A 20,413-nucleotide genomic window follows, 5' to 3' on the forward strand; every position below is an offset into this window, starting at 1 on the left:
TTGGCTGTGCCGAACGCGGAAACGCCATAAACAAAATGCCCTGTTGCACCGCGAGGACAGGCCTGCAATGTGTGGCATGGAAACTGCAGTAAGGTCCACGCCCGACACCCCGGCGATGCCGGATGGTCGACGCGAATCGCGCGTGACCTGGGGCCATACCTGAGCAAGCCGATGCGGCGTATTTGCGGGAATTCTTCCGCAAAAATAAGCGTGAGCCACATCACAAGTATGAATCGATTGATTATTTGTCAACAGTGGCCTGTTGCGATTCGCGTAATGTGGAATCGCCTGAACGGCAGGCAAAAAAGCCCCATCCGGGGAAGGACCGTGTCATGTGGAAAACTTCAAAAATAGCGGTGCTATCAGGCATCGTCGCGTGCTCGGCGCTGGCGTCCAGCGCCTATGCGCAGAGCTGTTGCCCGAGCGGCGGCAACGGCAGCCCGATCTCCATCCGGGGTCTGGGTGAAAGCGCGCCGGCGGCGACCAATCTGTCCACCAACGCGTCGGCGCGCATCTACCAGTTCGAGCGCAATGGCGTGACCTACCTGCAGATCAACGACTCCACCGGCCAGGTGCGTGGCGCGATCGGCCGTGTCGGCGACACCGCCTGGGTGACGCCGATGGGCAAGGACGTGGATCGGGTGAGCACCGTCGACACCTTCGACAGCAGCCGCGGCACCGTGGTCTACGATGCGCGCTACTTCACCGTGCAGCTGGCCAGCAGCGCCAACGGCGACGTCTGGACCGTGACCATCAAGAAGTAACGGTCTTTTCCAGCGGCTCGGAGATCAGGAAGCTGATCTTTTGCTCATGACGGCGCCGGCAGGTGCCGTCATGAGCCTTCAACCGGCTGGCCAGTTCCCAGTCCATCTCGTTGGCGCTGTGATGCTTGCGGCCGCTGCCCGGCATCGCCGCATCGGCTTCCACCGTCACTACTACGCCGCGCTTGCCGCGTGCCGACCAGACCCGTGCAGTGATCGTGTGCCGGCCCGCATCGGGCAGGATTTCCATGGCGTTGAGCACGCAGCGATACGCCGCCAGTTGCAGCCCGATCGACAGCCGCCGCGAATCCCCGCGCAGGCGCGCCTCGACCTCGGTATCGCAGGCGTTGGCGAAGGCGATGGAGTTCAGCGCGCCGTACAGGCCGTGGGTTTCGATATCCAGCGGATACAGCGCGGCGACGTAATCGTCCAGCAACTGCGCCTGGATCACCCCGGTACGGTTCATTTCCATCGCCGCGGCGTAGTGGCCGTGCTCCTTCAGCGTGCTGGCGATGTCGCGGCGCAGCTTGTTGATGTGCACGTGGATGTCGGTGTACTCGATCACGCGGTTACGCAGGGTGCGCTCGGCCGACATATAGCTGGCCTGGGCCACCTGCAGCGCCTCCTGTTCGGCGAAGCCCAGGCGCCGGGCCTGGTCCATCACCCCGGCAATGCGGGTACCGAGCACGAACAGCGTGGTGGCGGCGAACGACACCAGCATCTGCACGTAGAAGGTTTCCAGGTCGAACGCACCAGCGTGATGCGACTTGGCCAGCGCCATCGCCACCGCGATGTCGGCCATGACGATGCCGACCGCCGCACCGCGCCACTCGTGGCCCAGGGTCAGCCAGAAACCCGGCACGATCATCATCACCAGCAGGAACTGGCGTGCCACTCCATCCGGCACGTTCATCGCCGCCGCGAACAGGACCGCCACCATCAGCGCCGCGCGCAGGCTGTCGTGCATCAGCCCACGCGACATCAGCGCGGTGCCTTCGCGGCGTACCCACAGCAACGCCGGCAACACGAACACCAGGATGCCGAGATAGTTACCGACCCAGAACTTCAGCGCGTTCTCGACGTTGATGTCGGTGGTCGGCCCATCCAGCACCCAGTTCAGCGCCTTGTTGATCAGCACGCCCCACAGCGCCATGCCCAGCACCACCGGCAGCAACCGCTGCTGCCAGACCAGCATGTCGGGGACGCGGCGGCGGAACCACAACGGCACCAGCGCCGACAGCGGCATCAACAGCAACGGGCTGAGATAGGCCCAGGCCGCGCTCTGCCCCTCGTCGATCAGCGGCACACGCAGCACCAGCAGCGCAGCGGCATCGCCAAGCAGCAAGTACGGCCATAGCCGCAAGGGCATGAACAGCAACACGGCCGCGCGCAGGCCGGCGGGCAGGAACCATTGGTCCAGAGACAACTGCCACGCCATCAGGTATCCGGCGCAGTACACGGAGCTCAGGAGCAGTCCCTTCGCGAATGTCTTCAGTCTAGCCATGCCACCCTGGTCCTGGCAGGACACCTAATTGGCGCAAACATACACCACGGGATGGGCCGAAACAGTAGACAGATAACGTCCATCATCCGCTGTAATGCCTTTCCTGACAGGGAGTTGCGCGGGGGACCCGATCGCTGCGACTTCCATCCCACTCAGGGTGTCGGGGAGCGGGAGCCGGGGCCGGGATGCGGCACCGCCCGGGGCGCCGGTTGCGCGGCTCGCCGGCCCTGGCAAGCGCGTCCATGCCCCACCTGCGCGATGCCGGGGGCATGCGTCTCGCGGCTGCCTGCTCCCGATGGCAGCCGCCCAGCCGCCGCCCGAGATCGTCCCTCCCTGTCGCCGCACGCGCAGCCCTCGACGTAATAGGTCTGTGGCCCAATCACGATTCCCCGGCTCCGCCGGCCGTTTGGCGGCCCCCACCGATTTGCCGACAAAAGCCCCGATCGGCGACACTCGGGGCCTACTTGTTCTGCGATCCTGAATGCATCACGACACCAGTCTCATCGACATCATCGCGGTCGGGCTCGCGCTCGCCTTCATCCTCGGCACGCTCGCCCATCGCCTCAAACTCTCGCCGCTGGTCGGCTATCTGGTGGCGGGCATCTGCGTGGGCCCGTTCACGCCGGGCTTCGTCGCCGACCAGGCCCTGGCCAACCAGTTGTCGGAACTGGGGGTGATGCTGCTGATGTTCGGGGTGGGGCTGCACTTCTCCCTCGAAGACCTGATGGAAGTGAAGTGGATCGCGATCCCCGGCGCGCTGGCGCAGATCGCGGTCGCCACCCTGCTCGGCTGGGGGCTGGCCTGGAGCATGGGCTGGCCGACCCTGCACGGCCTGGTGTTCGGCCTGGCGCTGTCGGTGGCCAGTACCGTGGTGCTGCTGCGGGCGATGGAGGAACGGCGCCTGCTGGAAACCCTGCGCGGGCGCATCGCGGTCGGCTGGCTGATCGTGGAGGATCTGGTGATGGTGCTGGCGCTGGTGCTGCTGCCGGCACTGGCCGACGCGCTCGGCGGCAAGGGCGCCGACACCGGAGCGATCCTTGGCGCGCTCGGCGTCACCCTGCTGAAGATGGCCGCGTTCGTGGCGGTGATGCTGGTGGTCGGCCGCCGCGCGATTCCGTGGGCGCTGGAGAAGGTCGCCGCGACCGGCTCGCGCGAACTGTTCACCCTGTCGGTGCTGGCGATCGCGCTGGGCGTGGCGTTCGGCTCGGCCACCCTGTTCGGCGTGTCGTTCGCGCTGGGCGCGTTCTTCGCCGGCATGCTGCTGAAGGAGTCCGAGCTCAGCCACAAGGCCGCCAACGACTCGCTGCCGCTGCGCGACGCCTTCGCGGTGCTGTTCTTCGTCTCGGTGGGCATGCTGTTCGATCCGCACATCCTGCTCGAGCATCCCTGGCAGGTGCTGGCCACGTTCCTGACCATCACCGTCGGCAAGTCGCTGGCCGCCTTCGTGATCGTGCGGGCGTTCGGCCACCCCACCGGCATCGCCCTGACCATCTCCACCAGCCTGGCGCAGATCGGCGAGTTCTCCTTCATCCTGGCCGGCCTGGGCGTGAGCCTGGCGATCCTGCCCGAGACCGGCCGCGACCTGATCCTGGCCGGCGCGCTGCTGTCGATCATCGCCAACCCGCTGCTGTTCACCTGGCTGGACCGCTGGCAGGCGCGGCAGGCGGTGGAGGCGCCGGTGACGGTGGAACCGGAACTGCCGCCGGGCCCGTCGCTGGACCTGGTCGACCATGCCATCGTGATCGGCTACGGCCGGGTCGGCAGCGCGCTGGCGGCGGTGCTGCGCGAGCGCGGCGTGCCGGTGCTGGTGATCGACGACAACCGCGACCACGTCGAACGCGCCCATGCCGACGGCATCCCCGGCATCCGCGGCAGCGCCGCCGCCGACCGCGTGCTGGCCGAGGCGCACCCGGACCGGGCCAAGATCGCGATCCTGGCGATCCCGCAGCCGCTGGAAGCCGGCGAAGCCCTGGCCAAGCTGCGTGCGCTGAACCCGGCGCTGACCCTGCTGGCGCGTGCGCACAGCGACGCCGAGGTCAAGCACCTGCTCGACCACGGCGCCGACGGCACGGTGATGGCCGAGCGCGAACTGGCCTATTCGCTGGCGGAAATGGTGATGGCGACGCCGCCGTATCGGGGGATGCGTGCCGCCGCACGCTGAGGCCTTGACCGCAGGGATTGGGGATGAGGGATTGGGGATTCGCAAAAGCGGCTCCTCTTCGGAGAGTGAGTCGCAGCGAAAAGCGCGGTAGCGCACAGAAAGCGTCTACGGCGACCGTGAAGGCCTGCGGCCGATCGTCTTGATAAGCATTCTCGTTTACGGCAGGATTGCGCTCCCTTCCCCAGTTCCGCGCGCCCTCCCCCCATGGCCTGCAAGATCGGGTTGCTCAACTCCGTGCCCAGTGCCCTGCTGTGCGAGATGTTCGGGCATGTCGGCTACGACTTCGCGGTGCTCGATCTGGAACACGTGCTGCGCTCGCCCGCCGAGCTGGAGCACGCCATCCGCGCCTGCGAGCTGGGCGGCTGCGAACCCTGGGTGCGCGTGCCCGAGGTCGACACCAAGCTGATCGGCCGGGTGCTCGATGCCGGCGCCCGCGGCGTGGTCCTGGCCGGGCTGGACAGCGCCGAGCAGGCCGAGCGCGCGGTCGCCGCCGCGCACTTCCCGCCGCACGGCCGCCGCGGCATCACCGGCGGCCGCGTCACCGGCTTCGGCAGCGTGGCCCTGGCCGACTACATCGCCGGCAGCCGCGCGCGCCTGCGCGTGATCACGATGATCGAGAGTGCCGCCGGCGTGCGCGCCCTGCCGCAGATCCTGCAGGTGCCCGGCGTGTCGCTGGTGATGGAAGGCGCGCTGGACCTGGCGCTGGACCTGGGCGTCGGCCCGCAGCCCACCCATCCGCAGGTCTGGGACCAGCTGCTGGCGATAGACGCGGCCTGCCGCGCCGCCGGCGTTCCCTTCTGCCCCAATCCCCGCGACGCCGCGCAACGCGCGCACTGGCTGGCGCAGGCGGACCTGCAGTGGCTGTTCGCCGGCGAAGACCGCGCGCTGCTGCAGGCCGCGTTGCGCCAGCGCGCGGCCGACCTGCGCAGTCCCTGACCGTTTTCGTGCCTCTGGAGTCGTCGTCTTGATCGCTTCGCTTTCCCCTTCGCTGCTGGCCGTCGCCCTCGCCGCCGCCATGCTCGCCCCTTCCAGCGCGCGCGCCGAGGACACGCCGCCCGACGCCGACGCGCAGGCGCGGATCCGCCAGCTCGACGCGGTGCAGGTACAGGGCAGCCTGCTTGGCCGCTCCACCGTCGAGGACGTGCAGCACTACGCCGGCAGCCGCCAGGTGATCGACAGCACGCAGCTGCGCACCGGCGCCAACCGCTCGCTGGACGACGCGCTGCAGAAGGTGCCGGGGATCAAGGTGTTCGACGAGACCGGCACCGGCGCGCTGCCGCAGATCATGCTGCGCGGCCTGTACGAGAGCCGCAGCGGCCGCGTGCAGGTGCTCGAGGACGGCATTCCGCTGGCGCTGGCGCCGTACGGGCAGACCAGCCTGTCGCTGTTCCCGGTCGGCCTGAACCAGGTCGACCGCATCGACATCGTGCGCGGCGGCGCGGCGGTGCAGTACGGCCCCAACAACGTCGGCGGCGTGATCAACCTGATCAGCCCGGACATCCCCACCACCTGGACCACCACGCTGGGGCAGAAGGTCACCGCCGGCGGCGCCGGGCATTACCTGGGCGACACCGCGATCAGTACCGGCGGCTACGCCAGCGATACCTTCGGCCTGCAACTGGACGCCAACTGGACCAAGGGCGACTACTGGCGCGAGCACAGCGCCACCGACATCAAGAACCTGCGCCTGCGCGCGGAGTGGTGGCTGGCGCCGGACAAACTGCTCAAGGCCAGCGTGCAGCGCTACGTCGCCGACATGGACATGGCCGGCGCCTTGTCCACCGCCGACTACCTGCGCGATCCGCGCCAGTCGACGCGGCCGCTGGATGAGTTCAACGGCCGTACCACGCGCGCCTCGCTGGTCTACCAGCAGGACTTCGGCGATGTGGGGCCGTTCCGGGACCTGCGCCTGGACTGGAGCAACTTCAGCGCGCGCAGCAGCCGCAACTTCATCGTCGGCATGCGCCAGGCATCCAGCGAGACCTGGCGCCCCGACCTGCCCCCGCAGCTGCGGCAGAGCGCCCCGCGCGATTTCCGCGTCTACGGCAGCGAGCCGCGGCTGAGCTGGACGATGGGCGACGGCGCGGTGCGCCAGCAGTGGACGCTGGGTGCGCGCGCGATCAACGAGGACATCGACTTCCTGGTCGGCAACACCCGCCTCAGCGATGGCCTGTACACCCTGGTGCGCGACTGGCGCTTCAAGGACCGCGGCGCCGCCGCCTACGTCAGCGACGCGATCGCCTTCGCCGACGGCCGCGTCACCGTCACCCCCGGCCTGCGCTACGAGCAGGTCGATTCGCGCTACTACAACCTGGCCAGCGGCGCGCGCACGCGCAACAAGACCGACGACGTGCTGCCCGGCCTGACCCTGGGCTTCCAGGCCAGCCCGCAGTGGTACCTGTACGCCGACGGGCAGCGCTCGCTGCGCGCGCCGCAGGTCACCCAGATCATCTTCGGCGACAACCTCGACGCCGAGCTGGCCTGGAACTACGAGGCCGGCGCGCGCTACCAGCCCAACGAACGCACCCGCGTGCAGTTCGGCGGCTACCTGATCGACTTCGACCAGCAGATCCAGCTCGACAACACCACCCGCACCTACCGCAACCTCGGCAAGACCCGCCACCAGGGCGGCGAAGTGGAACTGCAGTGGAGCCCGGCGCAACTGCGCGCGCTGACCCTCAACGCCGGCTACGCCTATCTGGACGCACGGCAGAAATCCGGCGTGTACGACGGCCTGCGCGTGCCCTACACCTCGCGCAACCAGCTCACCCTCGGCGCGTCGTACCGGCCCGACTCCGGTCATACCACCGTCGCCGTTTCCAGCTATTACTTCAGCCGCGCCTTCAGCGATGCGGCCAACACCGTGCAGGAAAACGCGATCGGTTCGGTCGGCGAACTGCCGGCCTACTGGGTGTGGAACGCGCAGCTGAGCCAGGTGCTCAGCGAAGGCGCCAGCGGCAAGCTCAGCGCGTCGCTGGCGGTCAACAACCTGTTCGATCGCAAGTACTGGTACCGCGGCATCGACACCAGCCCCTGGGGCCGGCAGCCGGCGCCGGGCCGCAGCGTCACCGTCGGCCTCGAGTACACGTTCTGATCCACGCCGGCGGCGGACGACGCCGCCGGCCGCCGCACCACCGCGCGCCACCACGGCGCGCCGCCGCCCGCGGGAGACGCGGGCCAGTGCAACGGACGCAGCCGCGTCCTTCCCCACCCAGCGCGCGCCCGATGCGATGCGCCAGGCAACCACGCGACCCTGCCGCAGCCGCGGCGCATGCCTCCCGTGTCCGCCGCCGCGCGGCCGCGCCGGTGGCGTGCGTGCGCCTGCGCCCGACGAGACCCGCACATGACCCCGCACGACGCTCCCCTGCTGCTCCTCAGCCACGTCTGCCACCCGGCGGTGACCGATGGCTTCCTTCCCGCCGCGCAGCGCCTGGGCGTGCCGGCGCTGCTGCTGACCGACCACCGCCACGCGCACCTCGACCATTTCCGCCGCCATCCGCCCGCCGCACCGGTGCAGGTGCTGGAGTGCGACGTGTTCAATCCGCTGGGCGTGCTCGACCTGCTCGGCAGCCTGCCGCAGCCGCCGCGCGCGGTGTTCAGCAACAGCGACCACCTGCAGACCAGCGCCGCCGTGGTCGCCGCCGCGCTCGGCGTGCCGGGCAAGGACTGGCAGGTCTGCTACGCGGCCAAGAACAAGGCGGCGATGCGCCAGCGGCTGCGTGCGCTCGGCCTGCCGGCGCCGTGGTTCTGCAGCCTGGCGCCGGGCGCGCAGCCGCCGGCGCAGGCGCCCTGGCCGCTGATCGCCAAGCCGCGCGAAGGCGTGGCCAGCCTGGACGTGCGCCACTGCGCCGACGCGGCCGCGCTGCAGGCCTACCTCGATGATTTCTGGCAGCGCCACCCGCAGCGCAGCGTGCTGCTGGAAAGCGTGCTGGAGGGCCCGCTGTTCACCCTGGAAACGCTGGGCGACGGGCGTAGCCTGCAGCCGATCGGCGGCTTCGACGTGCAGCTGTCGGCGCCACCGCATTTCGTCGAATGCGAGGCGCGCTGGCGCGGCGCCACCGACACCCCGGTGCTGCAGCAGGCACTGGCGCAACTGCAGGCATTCGGCATCGGCTTCGGCGTGTGCCACAGCGAATTCATCCTCACCGCCGACGGCCCGGTGCTGGTGGAGATCAACTACCGCAGCATCGGCGACGGCCGCGAATTCCTGCTCGATCGCCTGTTCGGCGGACACTGGTTCGACAGCGTGCTCGGCCTGCACCTGGGCCGGCCGCTGCCGGCGCTGCGGGCGCGCCGCGCGCAGGCGCTGGTGCGCTACTACGTGGCCGAGCACGACGGCACGCTGGCGGTGGCCAGCGCCGACCACGCCAGCAGCGACGCGCACTGGGAGGCACGCTACCGGCGCCTGCGGCAACCCGGCGACGCCATCCGCCTGAGCCATTCCAACAAGGATTACCTGGGCGTGCTGGACGTGCTCGCCGATACCGAGGCGGACCTGCAGCAGGCGCTGGCCAGCACCGAGGCGTCGCTGCATTGGCGCATCGACACCACCACCGGAGTGGCGGCATGAGCCAGGACGCCGACCGCCGCTACATCGACCTGCGCGTGATCGACGCCTGCCTGCGCGAAGACCTGCGCGGCATCGTCAGCCACGGCGCCGCCGCCACGCCGCCGCCGGCGGTGCTCGCCGCCTGGGCGCAGGCGCCGCTGCCTGCGGACGCCACCTGGTGGCGCATCGCGCACCTGCCCGACGGCGAACTGTGGCTGCCGCTGCGCCGCGCCGGTTACCTGCAGACCGTGAGCGCCTGCAGCGACGGCTGGGTCGTGCACACCGGGCAGCAAACTGCCTACGAATCCGGCGCCGCGCAGTGGCTGGCACGGCTGGGCGCCGGGCTCGACGCGGAAACCCAGGCGCTGCACCGCGCCTATGTCGAGGAAGCCGACTGCGCGGTGCGCCAGCGCGCGCTGGCGCGACAGGCCTACGCACAGCAACAGCCGCTGCTGGCCACCGCGCTGGACGCCGCCGACGCGCACGAGCGCGCCTACCGCTGCGAACAACTGGCCAGCCACCGCGATCACCCGTTCTATCCCAGCGCACGCGCCAAGCTCGGCCTGGACGATGCCGACCTGCCGCGCTATGCGCCGGAGTTCGGCCCCAGCTTCGCGCTGCGCTGGCTGGCGCTGCCGGTCGCAAAGGTCACCCAGACCACCCCGCCGCCGGCGTTCTGGCCGCGCCCGAGCATGCTCGGCCTGGATCCGGCGCTGGACGCCGACCACGTCGCCTGGCCACTGCACCCGCTGATCTTCGCGCGGCTGGGCGAGGATGGCTTCGCCCTGCCGGACGGCGCGGTCGCCGCGCCGCAGCCGTGGCTGCAGGTGCGCCCGTCGCTGTCGCTGCGCACGGTGATCCCGCTGGCGTTTCCCGATCATCATCTGAAGCTGCCGGTGCCGATGCGCACCCTCGGCGCGCTCAACCTGCGCCTGATCAAGCCGTCCACGCTGTACGACGGGCACTGGTTCGAACGCGTGTTGTGCGACCTCGCCGCGCACGATCCGGCGCTGGGCGAACGCTACCTGCACGTGGACGAGGCGCATGCCGGCCATGTCGGCGAGACACGGCACCTGTCCTACCTGCTGCGCCGCTATCCGGCGTTGCCGGAGGCGACCCTGGTGCCGGTGGCCGGCCTGTGCGCGACGCTGCCCGATGGCCGGCCGCTGGCCGTGCACCTGGCCGAGCGCTTCCACGGCGGCGACCTCACCGCCTGGTGGGACAGCTACCTGGCGCTGATGTGCCAGGTGCACCTGCGGCTGTGGCTGCGCTACGGCATCGCGCTGGAGGCCAACCAGCAGAACAGCGTGCTGATCTACGCCGCCGGCCGCGCGCCGCGGCTGCTGCTCAAGGACAACGACGCGGCGCGGGTGCTGCTGCCGCGGCTGCACGCGCAACGGCCGGCGCTGGCCGCGTTGGGCGCTCCGCGCGACGCGCGCATCGTGGTGCAGGACGACGCCGCGCTGGCGCGGATGTTCTGCACCATCATCCTGCAACTGGATCTGCAGGCGATGCTGGAAGGGCTGGCGGAACGGCAGCCGGGGCTGCGCGCCCCGCTGTACGCACTGCTGCGCGCGCGCCTGCACGGCACCCTGCGCGCGCTGCGCGAGGACGGCATCGACACCGCCCCGGCGCAGGCGCTGCTGGACGCGCCCACGCTGCCGGTGAAGTACCTGCTCAGCGCCGGCAGCCTGCTCGGCAAGCAGATCACCGGCGCGGCGGACATCAACAAGTTCTACGGCGACAGCGCGCCCAACCTGCTGCGCGAGGATGCACTGGCGGCGCGCGCGGTCGCGGCCGGGGCGGCGCGATGAAGCGCCTCCTCGGCCCGGTGCTGGCCGCGCACTATCTGGCCGCCTTCACCGCGCTGGGCATGCCGCTGTTCCTGCCGCAGGTGCTGCAACAGCTTGCGCCGGGCGCGGCGATCGGCTGGAGCGGCGTGCTGTACGTGCTGCCGACGCTGTGCACCGCGCTCACCGCCAGCGCCTGGGGCCGGCTGGCCGACCGCTACGGACGCAAGCGCTCGCTGCTGCGCGCGCAACTCGGCCTGGCGCTTGGCTTCCTCATGGCTGGCTTCGCGCCGGACCTGGGCTGGCTGGTCGCCGGCCTGGTCGTGCAGGGCGCCTGCGGCGGCTCGCTGGCCGCGACCAACGCCTATCTCAGCAGCCAGGCGCACAGTGGCTCGCTGGCGCGGGCACTGGACTGGACCCAGTTCTCGGCACGGCTGGCGATGGTCACCGCGCCGGCGCTGCTCGGCCTGGCCACCGCGTTGGGGCCGGCGCAATCGCTGTACCGCTACCTGGCGCTGCTGCCACTGCTGGCCTTCGCGCTGAGCTGGCGGTTGCCGGCCGATCCGCCGCGCGCGCCGACGACCGCCACGTCCACGCCCTCCCTGCCGCACACCGATGCCACGCAGCGCCGCCAGCGCTGGGCGCTGTGGACCACGCAGTTCCTGTTCTGTTTCGCGATGGTGGTGACCTTTCCCTACTTCCTGCCGTATGCGCAGGCGCACGGCATCGGCAGCAGCGCGGTCGCCGGCCTGCTGTACAGCCTGCCGCACCTGGTCTACCTGGTGCTGATGCCGTGCTGGCGCGGTCGCGACCATCGCATGTCGCCGCTGCCGGCGGGACTGGCGCTGTTCGCCCTGGCCTGCCTGCTGCAGATGGCGCCGCCGGCGCCCGGCTGGTTGATCGCCGCGCGGCTGCTGTTCGGCCTGGGCATGTGGATGGCGCTGCGCGGCCTCAACCGCAGCCTGGCCGAGGTTGCCGGCGGGCGCGGCGCGGGCCAGCTGTTCGGCCGCTTCGATGCCGCCGGCAAGTACGCCGGCGTCGCCGGCGGCGCCCTTGCCGGTGCCCTGGTGCAAGGCCATGGCCTGGCCGTGCCGTTCCTCGCCGCCGCCGCGGCCGCCCTGCTGGCGCTGCTGCCGGCCCTGATGCTCACGTCCGTTCGGAGAACCGTCCATGTCCCCGTTGCCGATGCATGACCCGTGGTACGACAGCCTGGCTCAAGCGCAGGCGATCACCTGCTGGCTCAACTGCTACCTGCGCGAAGTCGCGCTCGATCGCGGCCTGGCCGACTTCGACTATCGCGGCCTGGACCGGCCCGGCATCGCCGCCGCCGGCGAGCGCTGGCTGCGCCTGCGCCTGCCCTCCGGCGCCACGCTGTGCGTGCGCCTGGCGCATGCCGACCGCCTGGGCCGCTGCCGCTTCGCCTCGGCGCCCTACCTGAAGGCCGACGGCCGTCCGTGGCACTGCCTGGACGCGGAGACGCTGGTGCGGCTGCTGCTGCAGGAGCTCAGCGAAGGCGAGCACGCGCCCAACCTGGAACTGCTGGCGCAGAGCGCCAACAGCGTCGCCATCACCGCGCAGCTGCTGCGCCAGGCCGACGCCGCCCAGCCCACCGGCGAGGCACTGATCGATGCCGAGCAGTCGATGCTGTGGGGCCACGCCTTCCATCCCACGCCCAAGAGCCGCGAGGGCGTGCCGCTGGACCAGGTGCTGGCGTGCGCGCCGGAAGCGCGCAGCGCCTTCCCGCTGTTCTGGTTCCGCATCGACCCGCGCCTGTACCGCGCGCAGGGCGATGACGTGCGCGCCACGCTGGCGCAGGCCGGCGGCGGCGCCGACCTGTACCCCTGCCACCCGTGGGAAGCAGAGCGCGTGCTGGCGCATCCGCTGCTGCGCCAGGCGCAGGCGCGCGGCCGAATCGAACCGTTGGGCGAACGCGGCCTGGCGCTGCGCCCGACCTCGTCGGTGCGCACGCTCTACCACGCCGACCTCGATCATTTCCTCAAGCTGTCGGTGCACGTGCGCCTGACCAACTGCGTGCGCAAGAACGCCTGGTACGAACTGGAAAGCGCGGTGGCGCTGACCCGGCTGCTGGCACCGGACTGGCAGGCGCTGGCGCAGCGCGTGCCTGGCTTCCACGTGCTGCTGGAGCCGGCCGCCACCGACCTGGATTTCTCCGCGCTGGACGCCGATGCACAGGCCTGCCGCGAGCTGGGCGAGAGCTTCGGCGTGCTGTACCGGCAGGCGATCCCGGCCGCGCAGCGCGCGCGCTATCGCCCGCAGGTGGCCGGTGCGCTGTTCACCAACGACGCGCGCGGCCAGCCGGCCTGCGCCGCCGCGCTGCAGGCGCTGGCGCAGCACAGCGGCAGCAGCCTGGAGGCAGCCACGGCGGCCTGGTTCCGCGCCTATGCACAGCTGCTGCTGGACGGCGTGTGGAGCGCCTGGTTCGGCTACGGCATCGTGCTGGAGCCGCACCTGCAGAACACCGTGATCGGCTGCGAAGGCGGCCTGCCGACACAGGTGTGGATCCGCGACCTGGAAGGCACCAAGCTGCTGCCGTCGCGCTGGCCGGCGGCACGCCTGCCCGGCATGTCCGAGACCGCGCGACAGTCGCTGTACTACAGCGCCGAACGCGGCTGGAACCGCATCGCCTACTGCGCGCTGGTCAACAACCTGGCCGAAGCGATCTTCCACCTCGCCGACGGCCACGACCGCCGCGAACGCCAACTGTGGCAGATCGTCGGCGACATCGCCCGCCGCTGGCAGCAGCGCCACGGCGCGCAGCCCGCGCTGCAGGCCCTGCTCGACGGCGCGCCGCTGCCGGCCAAGAACAACCTGCGCCTGCGCCTGTTGCAGCGCGCCGACCGCCATGCCGACTACAGCTTCCTGCCCAACCCGATCGGCAGCGCCGCACTGCGGCAGGCGGCCGCATGAGCCTGCGCATCCATTCCGCCCCGCTGCACGCGGCGCTGGCGCAGTTGCGCGCGCAGGCCGACGGCCCGGTCTGCGCCTACGTCTACGACCTGGCGGCGCTGCAGGCGCACGCGGCGATGCTGCGCACGCAGCTGCCGGCCGAGTGCGAACTGTTCTACGCGGCCAAGGCCAACGCCGAGCCGCCGGTGCTGCGCACGCTGGCGCCGTGGGTGGACGGTTTCGAGGCGGCCTCCGGCGGCGAACTGCAGTGGCTGCACACGCACCAGCCGGGGCGCCGGCTGCTGTTCGGCGGCCCCGGCAAGCTCGATGCCGAATTGCAACTGGCCGCCAGCCTGCCCGACTGCAGCGTGCATGCGGAAAGCCTGGGCGAACTGCAACGGCTGGCCCGCATCGCTGCATCGCGGGAGCGGCCGCTGTCGGTGTTCCTGCGCCTGAACATCGTGGTGCCGGGCATGCAGGACACGCGCCTGGTGATGGGTGGGCGGCCCTCGCCGTTCGGCCTGGACGCGGACGACCTGGACACGGCCATGCAGGTGCTGCGCGGCGCGACCGGGCTGCACCTGGACGGCTTCCATTTCCACCTGCTGTCGCACCAGCGCGATGCGCAAGTGCAGTTGCGCCTGATCGCACACTACCTGCAGACCGTGCAGGGCTGGCGCCAGGCCTACGCGCTGGGACCGCTGACGGTGAACGCTGGCGGCGGCTTCGGCGTGGACTACGCCGATCCGGCGGCCTCGTTCGATTGGGCCGCGTTCTGCGCGGGGTTGCCGGCGCTGCTGCGTACGCACGGCGAAGGCCTGCGCCTGCGCCTGGAACCGGGCCGCTACGTCAGCGCCGCCTGCGGCTGGTACCTGATGGAGGTGCTGGACATCAAGCGCAGCCATGGCGCGCAGTTCGCCATCGGCCGCGGCGGCACCCATCATTTCCGCACGCCTGCCGCGCAGGGCCACGATCATCCGTTCCTGGTGCTGCGCGGCACGCAGCCGCCGGTGCTGCGCGATGCGCGGGTGACCCTGGTCGGGCAACTGTGCACGCCCAAGGACGTGCTGGCCCGCGACCAGCCGGTGGCCGCACTGGCGCCGGGCGACTGCCTGGCGTTCCCGCTGGCTGGCGCCTACGCCTGGAACATCTCGCACCAGCAGTTCCTGATGCATCCGCCGCCGCAGATGCTGTTCCTCGACGGCCCGGCGCAGGCCGCCGACGCCTTGCCGCAGCGCCGCATTGCCGACCCGGCCACCGCGGCGTCATGATCCGGTCACCCGTGCCGGCGCACCCTGCCGGCACATCCAACCGGAGCTGCCGCCATGACCCGTTCCGCCCGCTTCGCCGCCACCTGTCTGCTGCTGAGCTTCACCGCCGCCCCACTGCTGGCCACTGCCGCGACCAAGCCGCAGACCGCCCAACAGACCCTAATGGCCAAGTGCTCGGCCCAGAACAAGGGCAAGAAAGGCGATGAGTACAAGAGCGCGCAAAAGGCCTGCCTCAGCGGCGGCACCGCCCCGGCGGCGGGCAACGCCTCCCAGCAACGGATGAAGGACTGCAATGCCCAGGCCGCCACGCAGAAGCTGCAGGGCGACGCCCGCAAGACCTTCATGAGCGGCTGTCTGAAGAAGCAGTAAGCGCAGTAAGCCCCTCTCCCCCGGGAGAGGGGTTGGGGTGAGGGTACGGCGCGTAGCATCTCGCGATGTTTGGGTGCACGAGGCTTCGCCCGCACCCTCATCCGCCCCTGCGGGGCACCTTCCCCCGAAAAGGGGGCCATGGTCCCGCAGTGAGAAGGGAAACGCTAAGCCCCTCTCCCACCGGGAGAGGGGTTGGGGTGAGGGTACGACAGCCAGCGAAGCAGGCAACAACCGCATCGCCAACCGCCACCGCTCCTACGAATCCCGGCTTTCCACAGCCGAACGGCTGGTCATCCCCACTCCCGAATCCCCGCCGCCCACCGGCATCCCCGCATGATCCACCGGAATCGGCGCATAGTCCTCGCCGAACGCCACCTCGCCGGGCGTCCATCCGGAACGGCGCCGCACCGCGCCCCAGAAGCGCTTGAGCCCTTCCCACTGCAGCGCGACCAGGCCCAGCTCGTTGTCGCGATCCACCATCGGATCGCCTACTCCGGTCGGCCGCACCGGCTCACCATACAACGCAGTGCCGAACAGCACGTCCCAGAACGCGAACACCTGGCCGAAGTTGCAGTTGTGCAGGCCGGGCCGCTCCGGATCCACGCGCATGTGGTGCAGGCGATGGAACGGGGGATCGACCAGGAGCTTGTTGAACACCGGGCCGAAGCCGAAGCGCACGTTGGCGTGCGACAGGTTCTGCACCAGTTCGCCGAGCAGCATCAGCCAGGCGAACTCGTCGGCCTCGATGCCGAAGGCGATGCCCACCGCGGCCAGCACGAACGACTGCAGCATGCCATCCAGGTAGTTGCTGCGGTCGTTGGCCCAGCAACTGAGCTGGCGCTGGCTGTGGTGCATGCTGTGCATGGCCCACCACCACGGCATCCAGTGCTGCACCCGGTGCATCCAGTAGTAGGTGAAGTCGTAGGCCAGGTAGTACAGCGCGAACAACGCCAGCGGATGCTGGTCCAGCCACGGCCAGGCATGGCGCAGGCCGGTCTCCGGCGCCGCCGCGGCGTTGGGGTCGGCGCCGCCCAGTGCGTTGACCACCGGGGTCAGGATCAGGAACGAGAACAGCGGAAACACCCCGATCAGCATCAGCCAGGTGTAGTGGAAGTCGATCCGCGCCAGCCGCCGGTGCTCCCAGCGCTCGGCCGGCCACAGGCTCTCCAGAGGCCGGAACAGCACGCCGATGATGGACAGTTGCAGGGCCGCCACCAGCAGCGAGGCGGCGATGTCGTGCGGATCGTCGCTGAGTCCGGTCAGGTGCAGCGCCGCCAGCAGCGGCGCCACCGCGTGGCTGGCGACCAGGTCGACCAGCGTGGACCAGGCGTGGGCAACGGACGAGACCAGGGCGATGACAGGCATGCGAAGACGGCGATGGGGGCGCGACGGCCGGCGCGACAGCATGCGGCCGCAGGCTTTCGCCAAGCTGTCCGTGCCGGTCGATGCCGGCCACACGCGGTCGCGCTAGTGCGCCGCGGCGGCATCCGGCCGCCGGCTCGGCAGAAACGCCGCAACGATGCCCAGCAGCGGCAGGAACGACATCACCTGGTAGACGAAGACGATGCCGCGGTGGTCCGCGAGCAGGCCCAGCACCGCCGCGCCCAGCCCGCCCATGCCGAAGGCGAAGCCGAAGAACAGCCCGGAGATGGTGCCGATGCGCCCGGGCATCATTTCCTGCGCGTACACCAGGATCGCGGAGAACGCCGAGGACAACACGAAGCCGATCAGCACGGTCAACGCGGTGGCCGCATGCAGACCCACGTGCGGCAGCGCCAACGCGAACGGCGCCACGCCCAGGATCGACACCCAGATCACCGGCTTGCGGCCGATGCGGTCGCCGACCGGGCCGCCGATCAGCGTGCCCAGCGCCGAGGCCAGCAGGAACGCGAACAGATGCAACTGCGCGCTCTGCACCGAGATGCCGAAGCGCTGGATCAGGTAGAACGTGTAGTAGCTGCTCAGCCCGGCGATGTAGAAATACTTGGAGAAGATCAGCAGCAGCAGGATGCCGACGATGCGCACCACCGTGGCGCGCGGCAGCGCCGGCACCGCGGCGACCGGCCGCGGCGTCGCTCGCGCGGCCTGCAGGTGCAGCGCGTACCAGCGCCCGACATAGGACAGCAAGGCGATGCCGAGCAGTGCCGCGCCGCCGAACCAGGCCACGCTGTGGCGGCCGTTGGGCACGATCACCGCCGCGGCGATCAGCGGCCCCAGCGCGGTGCCGGTATTGCCGCCGACCTGGAACACCGACTGGGCCAGGCCGTGGCGGCCACCCGAGGCCAGCCGCGCGATGCGCGAGGATTCGGGATGGAAGATCGCCGAGCCGATCCCGACCAGGGCCGCCGCCAGCAACACCATGCCGAAGCTCGGCGCATAGGCCAGCAGCAACAGCCCGCACAGGGTGGAACTCATGCCCATCGGTAGCGAGTACGGCGCCGGTCGGCGATCGGTGCGCAGCCCGATCAGCGGCTGGAACAGCGAGGCAGTGATCTGATACGTGAGAGTGATCAGGCCGACCTGGGCGAAGCTGAGCTGGAACTGGCCCTTGAGCACCGGGTACAGCGCCAGGATCAGCGACTGCATCATGTCGTTGATCAGGTGCGAGGAGGTGATCGCGGCCAGGACGCCCGACGCGACCTTGCGCGGGGCGACGGGAGCGGCGGGAGCGGCGGGGGAGGAAACGACGGGCGCGGCAGGACGCAAAGTGGACATGGCGGGACAGGCATTGCCGGGAGTGCGTGCATGGTAGGCTGCCCCGCCTCGACCTTCTCGCGCGACATGCCCAGCAACCATCGCAAAAAGGACATCATGGTGCCGGGGTCCGGCCGCAATGCGGACGACGCGCCCGCCGACGTGGTGTGCAAGGCCATCGACTACACGCCGGACAGCGCCATCGCCCCGCACCGGCATGCGCGCCACCAGTTGATCTACGCGGTGTCCGGCCTGATGGTGGTGCGCTCGGGCCAGGGCCACTGGGTGGTGCCGAGCACGCGCGCGCTGTGGATCCCCGCCGGCACCGAGCACAGCGTGCGCTGGATCGGCATCCTGCGCATGCGCAGCCTGTACATCCGCCCCGCCGCCATCGCCGGCATGCCAGGCACGCCGACGGTGATGGCGGTGGAGCCGCTGCTGGAAGCGCTGATCCGCAGCGCCGCGGAGATTCCCTGGGACCACGCCGCCGACTCGCGCGACGGGCGGCTGATGCGGCTGATCCTGGACGAACTGCATGCGCTGCCGGCGCTGCCGCTGTACCTGCCGCAGCCGCGCGATCCGCGCCTGCTGCGCATCGCCGCCGCGCTCGACGCCGACCCGGCCGCTCCCACCACGCTGCACGCCTGGGCCGCGGCGCTGGGCGTGGACGTCAAGACCATCCAGCGCCTGTGCCAGCGCGAACTGCAGATGCGCTTCGGCCAGTGGCGCCAGCAACTGCGCCTGCTGCGCGGGCTCGAACGGCTGGCCGCCGGCGACCGCATCATCGACGTGGCGGTGGAGCTGGGCTACGACAGCCCCAGCGCGTTCACCGCCATGTTCAAGCGCCAGTTCGGGCAGCCGCCGAGCCAGTTCTTCCGCTGAGCACGCATGCAGCGCGCGGCGTGGCTCAGGCCTGCGCCAGCGCCTGCCGCAGGTCGGCGAGCAGGTCGTCGATGTGCTCGATGCCCACCGACAGCCGCACCGTGTCCTCGCTGACGCCGCTGCGCTGCAATTCCTCGGGCGAGAGCTGGCGATGGGTGGTGGACGCTGGATGCGTGGCCAGCGACTTGGCGTCGCCGATGTTGACCAGGCGGGTGAACAGTTGCAGCGCATCGAGGAAGCGTGCGCCGGCGGCGCGGCCGCCGCGCAGGCCGAAGGTCAGCACGCCGGAGCCGTGGCCGCGCAGGTACTTCTGCGCCAGCGCGTGCTCGGGATGGTCCGGCAGGCCAGCGTAGTTAACCCACTCCACCTTGGCCTCGCCCTGCAGGTGCCGCGCCAGCGCCAGCGTGTTCTGGTTGATCCGGTCCATGCGCAGCGGCAGCGTCTCGATGCCCTGCAGGATCTGGAACGCGTTGAACGGCGACAGCGCCGCACCGGTGTTGCGCAGCGGCACCACCCGCGCGCGGCCGATGTAGGCGGCCTCGCACAGCGCCTCGGTGTAGACCACGCCGTGGTAGCTCACGTCCGGCTCGTTGAGGCGGCGGAAGCGCTGCGCGTGCGTCGCCCACGGGAAGCGCCCGGAATCGACGATCGCCCCGCCCAGGCTGGTGCCGTGGCCGCCCAGGTACTTGGTCAGCGAATGCACCACGATGTCGGCACCGAAGTCGAACGGCCGCAGCAGGTACGGCGTGGGCACGGTGTTGTCGACGATCAGCGGCACGCCGTGGGCGTGGGCGATGGCGGCCACCGCTTCCAGGTCGGTGACATTGCCGCGCGGGTTGCCGATCGACTCGACGAAGATCGCCTTGGTGCGCTCGTCGATCAGTCCGGCGAAGGCGCCCGGATCGCGATAGTCGGCGAAGCGGGTCTGGATCCCGGACAGCGGCAAGGTGTGCGCGAACAGGTTGTAGGTGCCGCCGTACAGCGCACTGGAGGACACGATGTTGTCGCCGGCCTCGGCGATGGTCTGGATGGCATAGGTCACCGCCGCCTGCCCGGACGCCACCGCCAGCGCGCCGATGCCACCTTCCAGCGCGGCGATGCGCTGCTCCAGCACGTCGGTGGTGGGGTTCATGATGCGGCTGTAGATGTTGCCCTGCACTTTCAGGTCGAACAGGTCGGCGCCATGCTGGGTGTCGTCGAAGGCATAGGCCACGGTCTGGTAGATCGGCACGGCCACCGCGCGGGTGGTCGGATCGGGACGGTAGCCGCCGTGCACGGCGATGGTTTCCAGCTTCCAGTTCGGGTCGGACATGGGCGGGTCTCGGCAACGGGAGCGCAGACGATAGCGCCGCGCGCGACGGCACATGCAAACCTGCGGTTATGAGGCCATGCCGCTGGGTTGTCAGCGCTGCGGCGCGCCGCGCGGGATGCTTGGCGAACTAGTCGCTATCGCCCGCGCAATCGCTGCGCACGCTGCCTGGCGAGCCGCCAGCACCAGCCTGCTGCCGGCACGAGGGTCCCAGCC

The 20,413-nt window shown here is 70.5% G+C and carries 15 protein-coding genes; 11 read left to right on the top strand and 4 right to left on the bottom strand.

Annotated elements, in window-relative coordinates; all coding sequences use genetic code 11:
* Window positions 1-332: 332 nt before the first annotated feature.
* Window positions 333-764 carry a hypothetical protein gene (locus PIQ37_RS15175; protein WP_026144368.1) on the top strand — a complete coding sequence of 144 codons (432 nt, stop codon included), beginning with the start codon at window positions 333-335 and terminating at the stop codon, window positions 762-764.
* Here the strand turns inward: PIQ37_RS15175 and PIQ37_RS15180 are convergent.
* Entirely contained in the window at window positions 754-2,265 is a 1,512-nt protein-coding gene (locus tag PIQ37_RS15180) for an MASE1 domain-containing protein (protein WP_342074075.1), read from the bottom strand. The two genes, PIQ37_RS15175 and PIQ37_RS15180, sit on opposite strands and share 11 nt — an antisense overlap.
* A 481-nt stretch (window positions 2,266-2,746) precedes the next feature.
* On the opposite strand from PIQ37_RS15180, the gene ybaL reads away from it, so the two are divergent.
* The 9 genes from ybaL (at window position 2,747) to PIQ37_RS15225 (ending at window position 15,312) form a co-directional block, all read left to right on the top strand.
* The gene (gene ybaL / locus PIQ37_RS15185) at window positions 2,747-4,426 is read left to right on the top strand and encodes a YbaL family putative K(+) efflux transporter (RefSeq protein ID WP_342074076.1); all 1,680 of its coding nucleotides are present in this window, start codon (window positions 2,747-2,749) and stop codon (window positions 4,424-4,426) included.
* 204 nt (window positions 4,427-4,630) lie between these two features.
* On the top strand, window positions 4,631-5,362 hold the full coding sequence (locus PIQ37_RS15190) for an HpcH/HpaI aldolase family protein (RefSeq protein WP_342074077.1): 732 nt from the start codon (window positions 4,631-4,633) through the stop codon (window positions 5,360-5,362).
* A 79-nt stretch (window positions 5,363-5,441) separates the two neighbouring features.
* The gene (locus tag PIQ37_RS15195) at window positions 5,442-7,520 is read left to right on the top strand and encodes a TonB-dependent receptor family protein (RefSeq protein ID WP_342074139.1); all 2,079 of its coding nucleotides are present in this window, start codon (window positions 5,442-5,444) and stop codon (window positions 7,518-7,520) included.
* Window positions 7,521-7,769: 249 nt separating this feature from the next.
* Complete coding sequence (locus PIQ37_RS15200; protein WP_342074078.1) at window positions 7,770-8,996, top strand: ATP-grasp domain-containing protein; 1,227 nt, start codon at window positions 7,770-7,772, stop codon at window positions 8,994-8,996.
* Complete coding sequence (locus tag PIQ37_RS15205; RefSeq protein ID WP_342074079.1) at window positions 8,993-10,789, top strand: IucA/IucC family protein; 1,797 nt, start codon at window positions 8,993-8,995, stop codon at window positions 10,787-10,789. Before PIQ37_RS15200 ends, PIQ37_RS15205 begins: the two co-directional genes overlap by 4 nt.
* Complete coding sequence (locus PIQ37_RS15210; protein ID WP_342074080.1) at window positions 10,786-11,958, top strand: MFS transporter; 1,173 nt, start codon at window positions 10,786-10,788, stop codon at window positions 11,956-11,958. Before PIQ37_RS15205 ends, PIQ37_RS15210 begins: the two co-directional genes overlap by 4 nt.
* A complete protein-coding gene (locus PIQ37_RS15215) occupies window positions 11,936-13,693 on the top strand; it encodes an IucA/IucC family protein (protein WP_342074081.1) in 1,758 nt (585 codons plus the stop codon). The genes PIQ37_RS15210 and PIQ37_RS15215 overlap by 23 nt, the downstream gene beginning before the upstream one ends.
* On the top strand, window positions 13,690-14,943 hold the full coding sequence (locus PIQ37_RS15220) for a type III PLP-dependent enzyme (RefSeq protein WP_342074082.1): 1,254 nt from the start codon (window positions 13,690-13,692) through the stop codon (window positions 14,941-14,943). Before PIQ37_RS15215 ends, PIQ37_RS15220 begins: the two co-directional genes overlap by 4 nt.
* 54 nt (window positions 14,944-14,997) lie before the next feature.
* Window positions 14,998-15,312, top strand: a complete 315-nt coding sequence (locus PIQ37_RS15225; protein ID WP_017910801.1) for a PsiF family protein — start codon at window positions 14,998-15,000, stop codon at window positions 15,310-15,312.
* A 255-nt stretch (window positions 15,313-15,567) separates the two neighbouring features.
* On the opposite strand, the gene PIQ37_RS15230 is transcribed toward PIQ37_RS15225, so the two are convergent.
* Complete coding sequence (locus PIQ37_RS15230) at window positions 15,568-16,677, bottom strand: sterol desaturase family protein (protein WP_342074083.1); 1,110 nt, start codon at window positions 16,675-16,677, stop codon at window positions 15,568-15,570.
* A gap of 102 nt (window positions 16,678-16,779) precedes the next feature.
* Entirely contained in the window at window positions 16,780-18,027 is a 1,248-nt protein-coding gene (locus PIQ37_RS15235) for an MFS transporter (RefSeq protein ID WP_342074084.1), read from the bottom strand.
* 30 nt (window positions 18,028-18,057) lie between these two features.
* On the opposite strand from PIQ37_RS15235, the gene PIQ37_RS15240 reads away from it, so the two are divergent.
* Entirely contained in the window at window positions 18,058-18,888 is an 831-nt protein-coding gene (locus tag PIQ37_RS15240) for an AraC family transcriptional regulator (RefSeq protein WP_342074085.1), read from the top strand.
* 25 nt (window positions 18,889-18,913) lie between these two features.
* Here PIQ37_RS15240 and PIQ37_RS15245 read toward each other — a convergent pair whose 3' ends face one another.
* Window positions 18,914-20,200: an O-acetylhomoserine aminocarboxypropyltransferase/cysteine synthase family protein gene (locus PIQ37_RS15245; protein ID WP_342074086.1), complete on the bottom strand. Its 1,287-nt coding sequence runs from the start codon at window positions 20,198-20,200 to the stop codon at window positions 18,914-18,916.
* Window positions 20,201-20,413 lie beyond the last annotated feature (213 nt).

The organism is Xanthomonas protegens (genome assembly GCF_038442435.1).
Lineage (GTDB): Bacteria > Pseudomonadota > Gammaproteobacteria > Xanthomonadales > Xanthomonadaceae > Xanthomonas_A > Xanthomonas_A sontii.

What these genes read in the sequence shown, in the direction of transcription:
- PIQ37_RS15175 (WP_026144368.1), top strand. Translation starts at nt 333, where the DNA reads ATGTGGAAAACTTCAAAAATAGCGGTGCTATCAGGCATCGTCGCGTGC.
- PIQ37_RS15180 (WP_342074075.1), bottom strand. Translation starts at nt 2,265, where the DNA reads ATGGCTAGACTGAAGACATTCGCGAAGGGACTGCTCCTGAGCTCCGTG.
- ybaL (WP_342074076.1), top strand. Translation starts at nt 2,747, where the DNA reads ATGCATCACGACACCAGTCTCATCGACATCATCGCGGTCGGGCTCGCG.
- PIQ37_RS15190 (WP_342074077.1), top strand. Translation starts at nt 4,631, where the DNA reads ATGGCCTGCAAGATCGGGTTGCTCAACTCCGTGCCCAGTGCCCTGCTG.
- PIQ37_RS15195 (WP_342074139.1), top strand. Translation starts at nt 5,442, where the DNA reads ATGCTCGCCCCTTCCAGCGCGCGCGCCGAGGACACGCCGCCCGACGCC.
- PIQ37_RS15200 (WP_342074078.1), top strand. Translation starts at nt 7,770, where the DNA reads ATGACCCCGCACGACGCTCCCCTGCTGCTCCTCAGCCACGTCTGCCAC.
- PIQ37_RS15205 (WP_342074079.1), top strand. Translation starts at nt 8,993, where the DNA reads ATGAGCCAGGACGCCGACCGCCGCTACATCGACCTGCGCGTGATCGAC.
- PIQ37_RS15210 (WP_342074080.1), top strand. Translation starts at nt 10,786, where the DNA reads ATGAAGCGCCTCCTCGGCCCGGTGCTGGCCGCGCACTATCTGGCCGCC.
- PIQ37_RS15215 (WP_342074081.1), top strand. Translation starts at nt 11,936, where the DNA reads ATGTCCCCGTTGCCGATGCATGACCCGTGGTACGACAGCCTGGCTCAA.
- PIQ37_RS15220 (WP_342074082.1), top strand. Translation starts at nt 13,690, where the DNA reads ATGAGCCTGCGCATCCATTCCGCCCCGCTGCACGCGGCGCTGGCGCAG.
- PIQ37_RS15225 (WP_017910801.1), top strand. Translation starts at nt 14,998, where the DNA reads ATGACCCGTTCCGCCCGCTTCGCCGCCACCTGTCTGCTGCTGAGCTTC.
- PIQ37_RS15230 (WP_342074083.1), bottom strand. Translation starts at nt 16,677, where the DNA reads ATGCCTGTCATCGCCCTGGTCTCGTCCGTTGCCCACGCCTGGTCCACG.
- PIQ37_RS15235 (WP_342074084.1), bottom strand. Translation starts at nt 18,027, where the DNA reads ATGTCCACTTTGCGTCCTGCCGCGCCCGTCGTTTCCTCCCCCGCCGCT.
- PIQ37_RS15240 (WP_342074085.1), top strand. Translation starts at nt 18,058, where the DNA reads ATGGTAGGCTGCCCCGCCTCGACCTTCTCGCGCGACATGCCCAGCAAC.
- PIQ37_RS15245 (WP_342074086.1), bottom strand. Translation starts at nt 20,200, where the DNA reads ATGTCCGACCCGAACTGGAAGCTGGAAACCATCGCCGTGCACGGCGGC.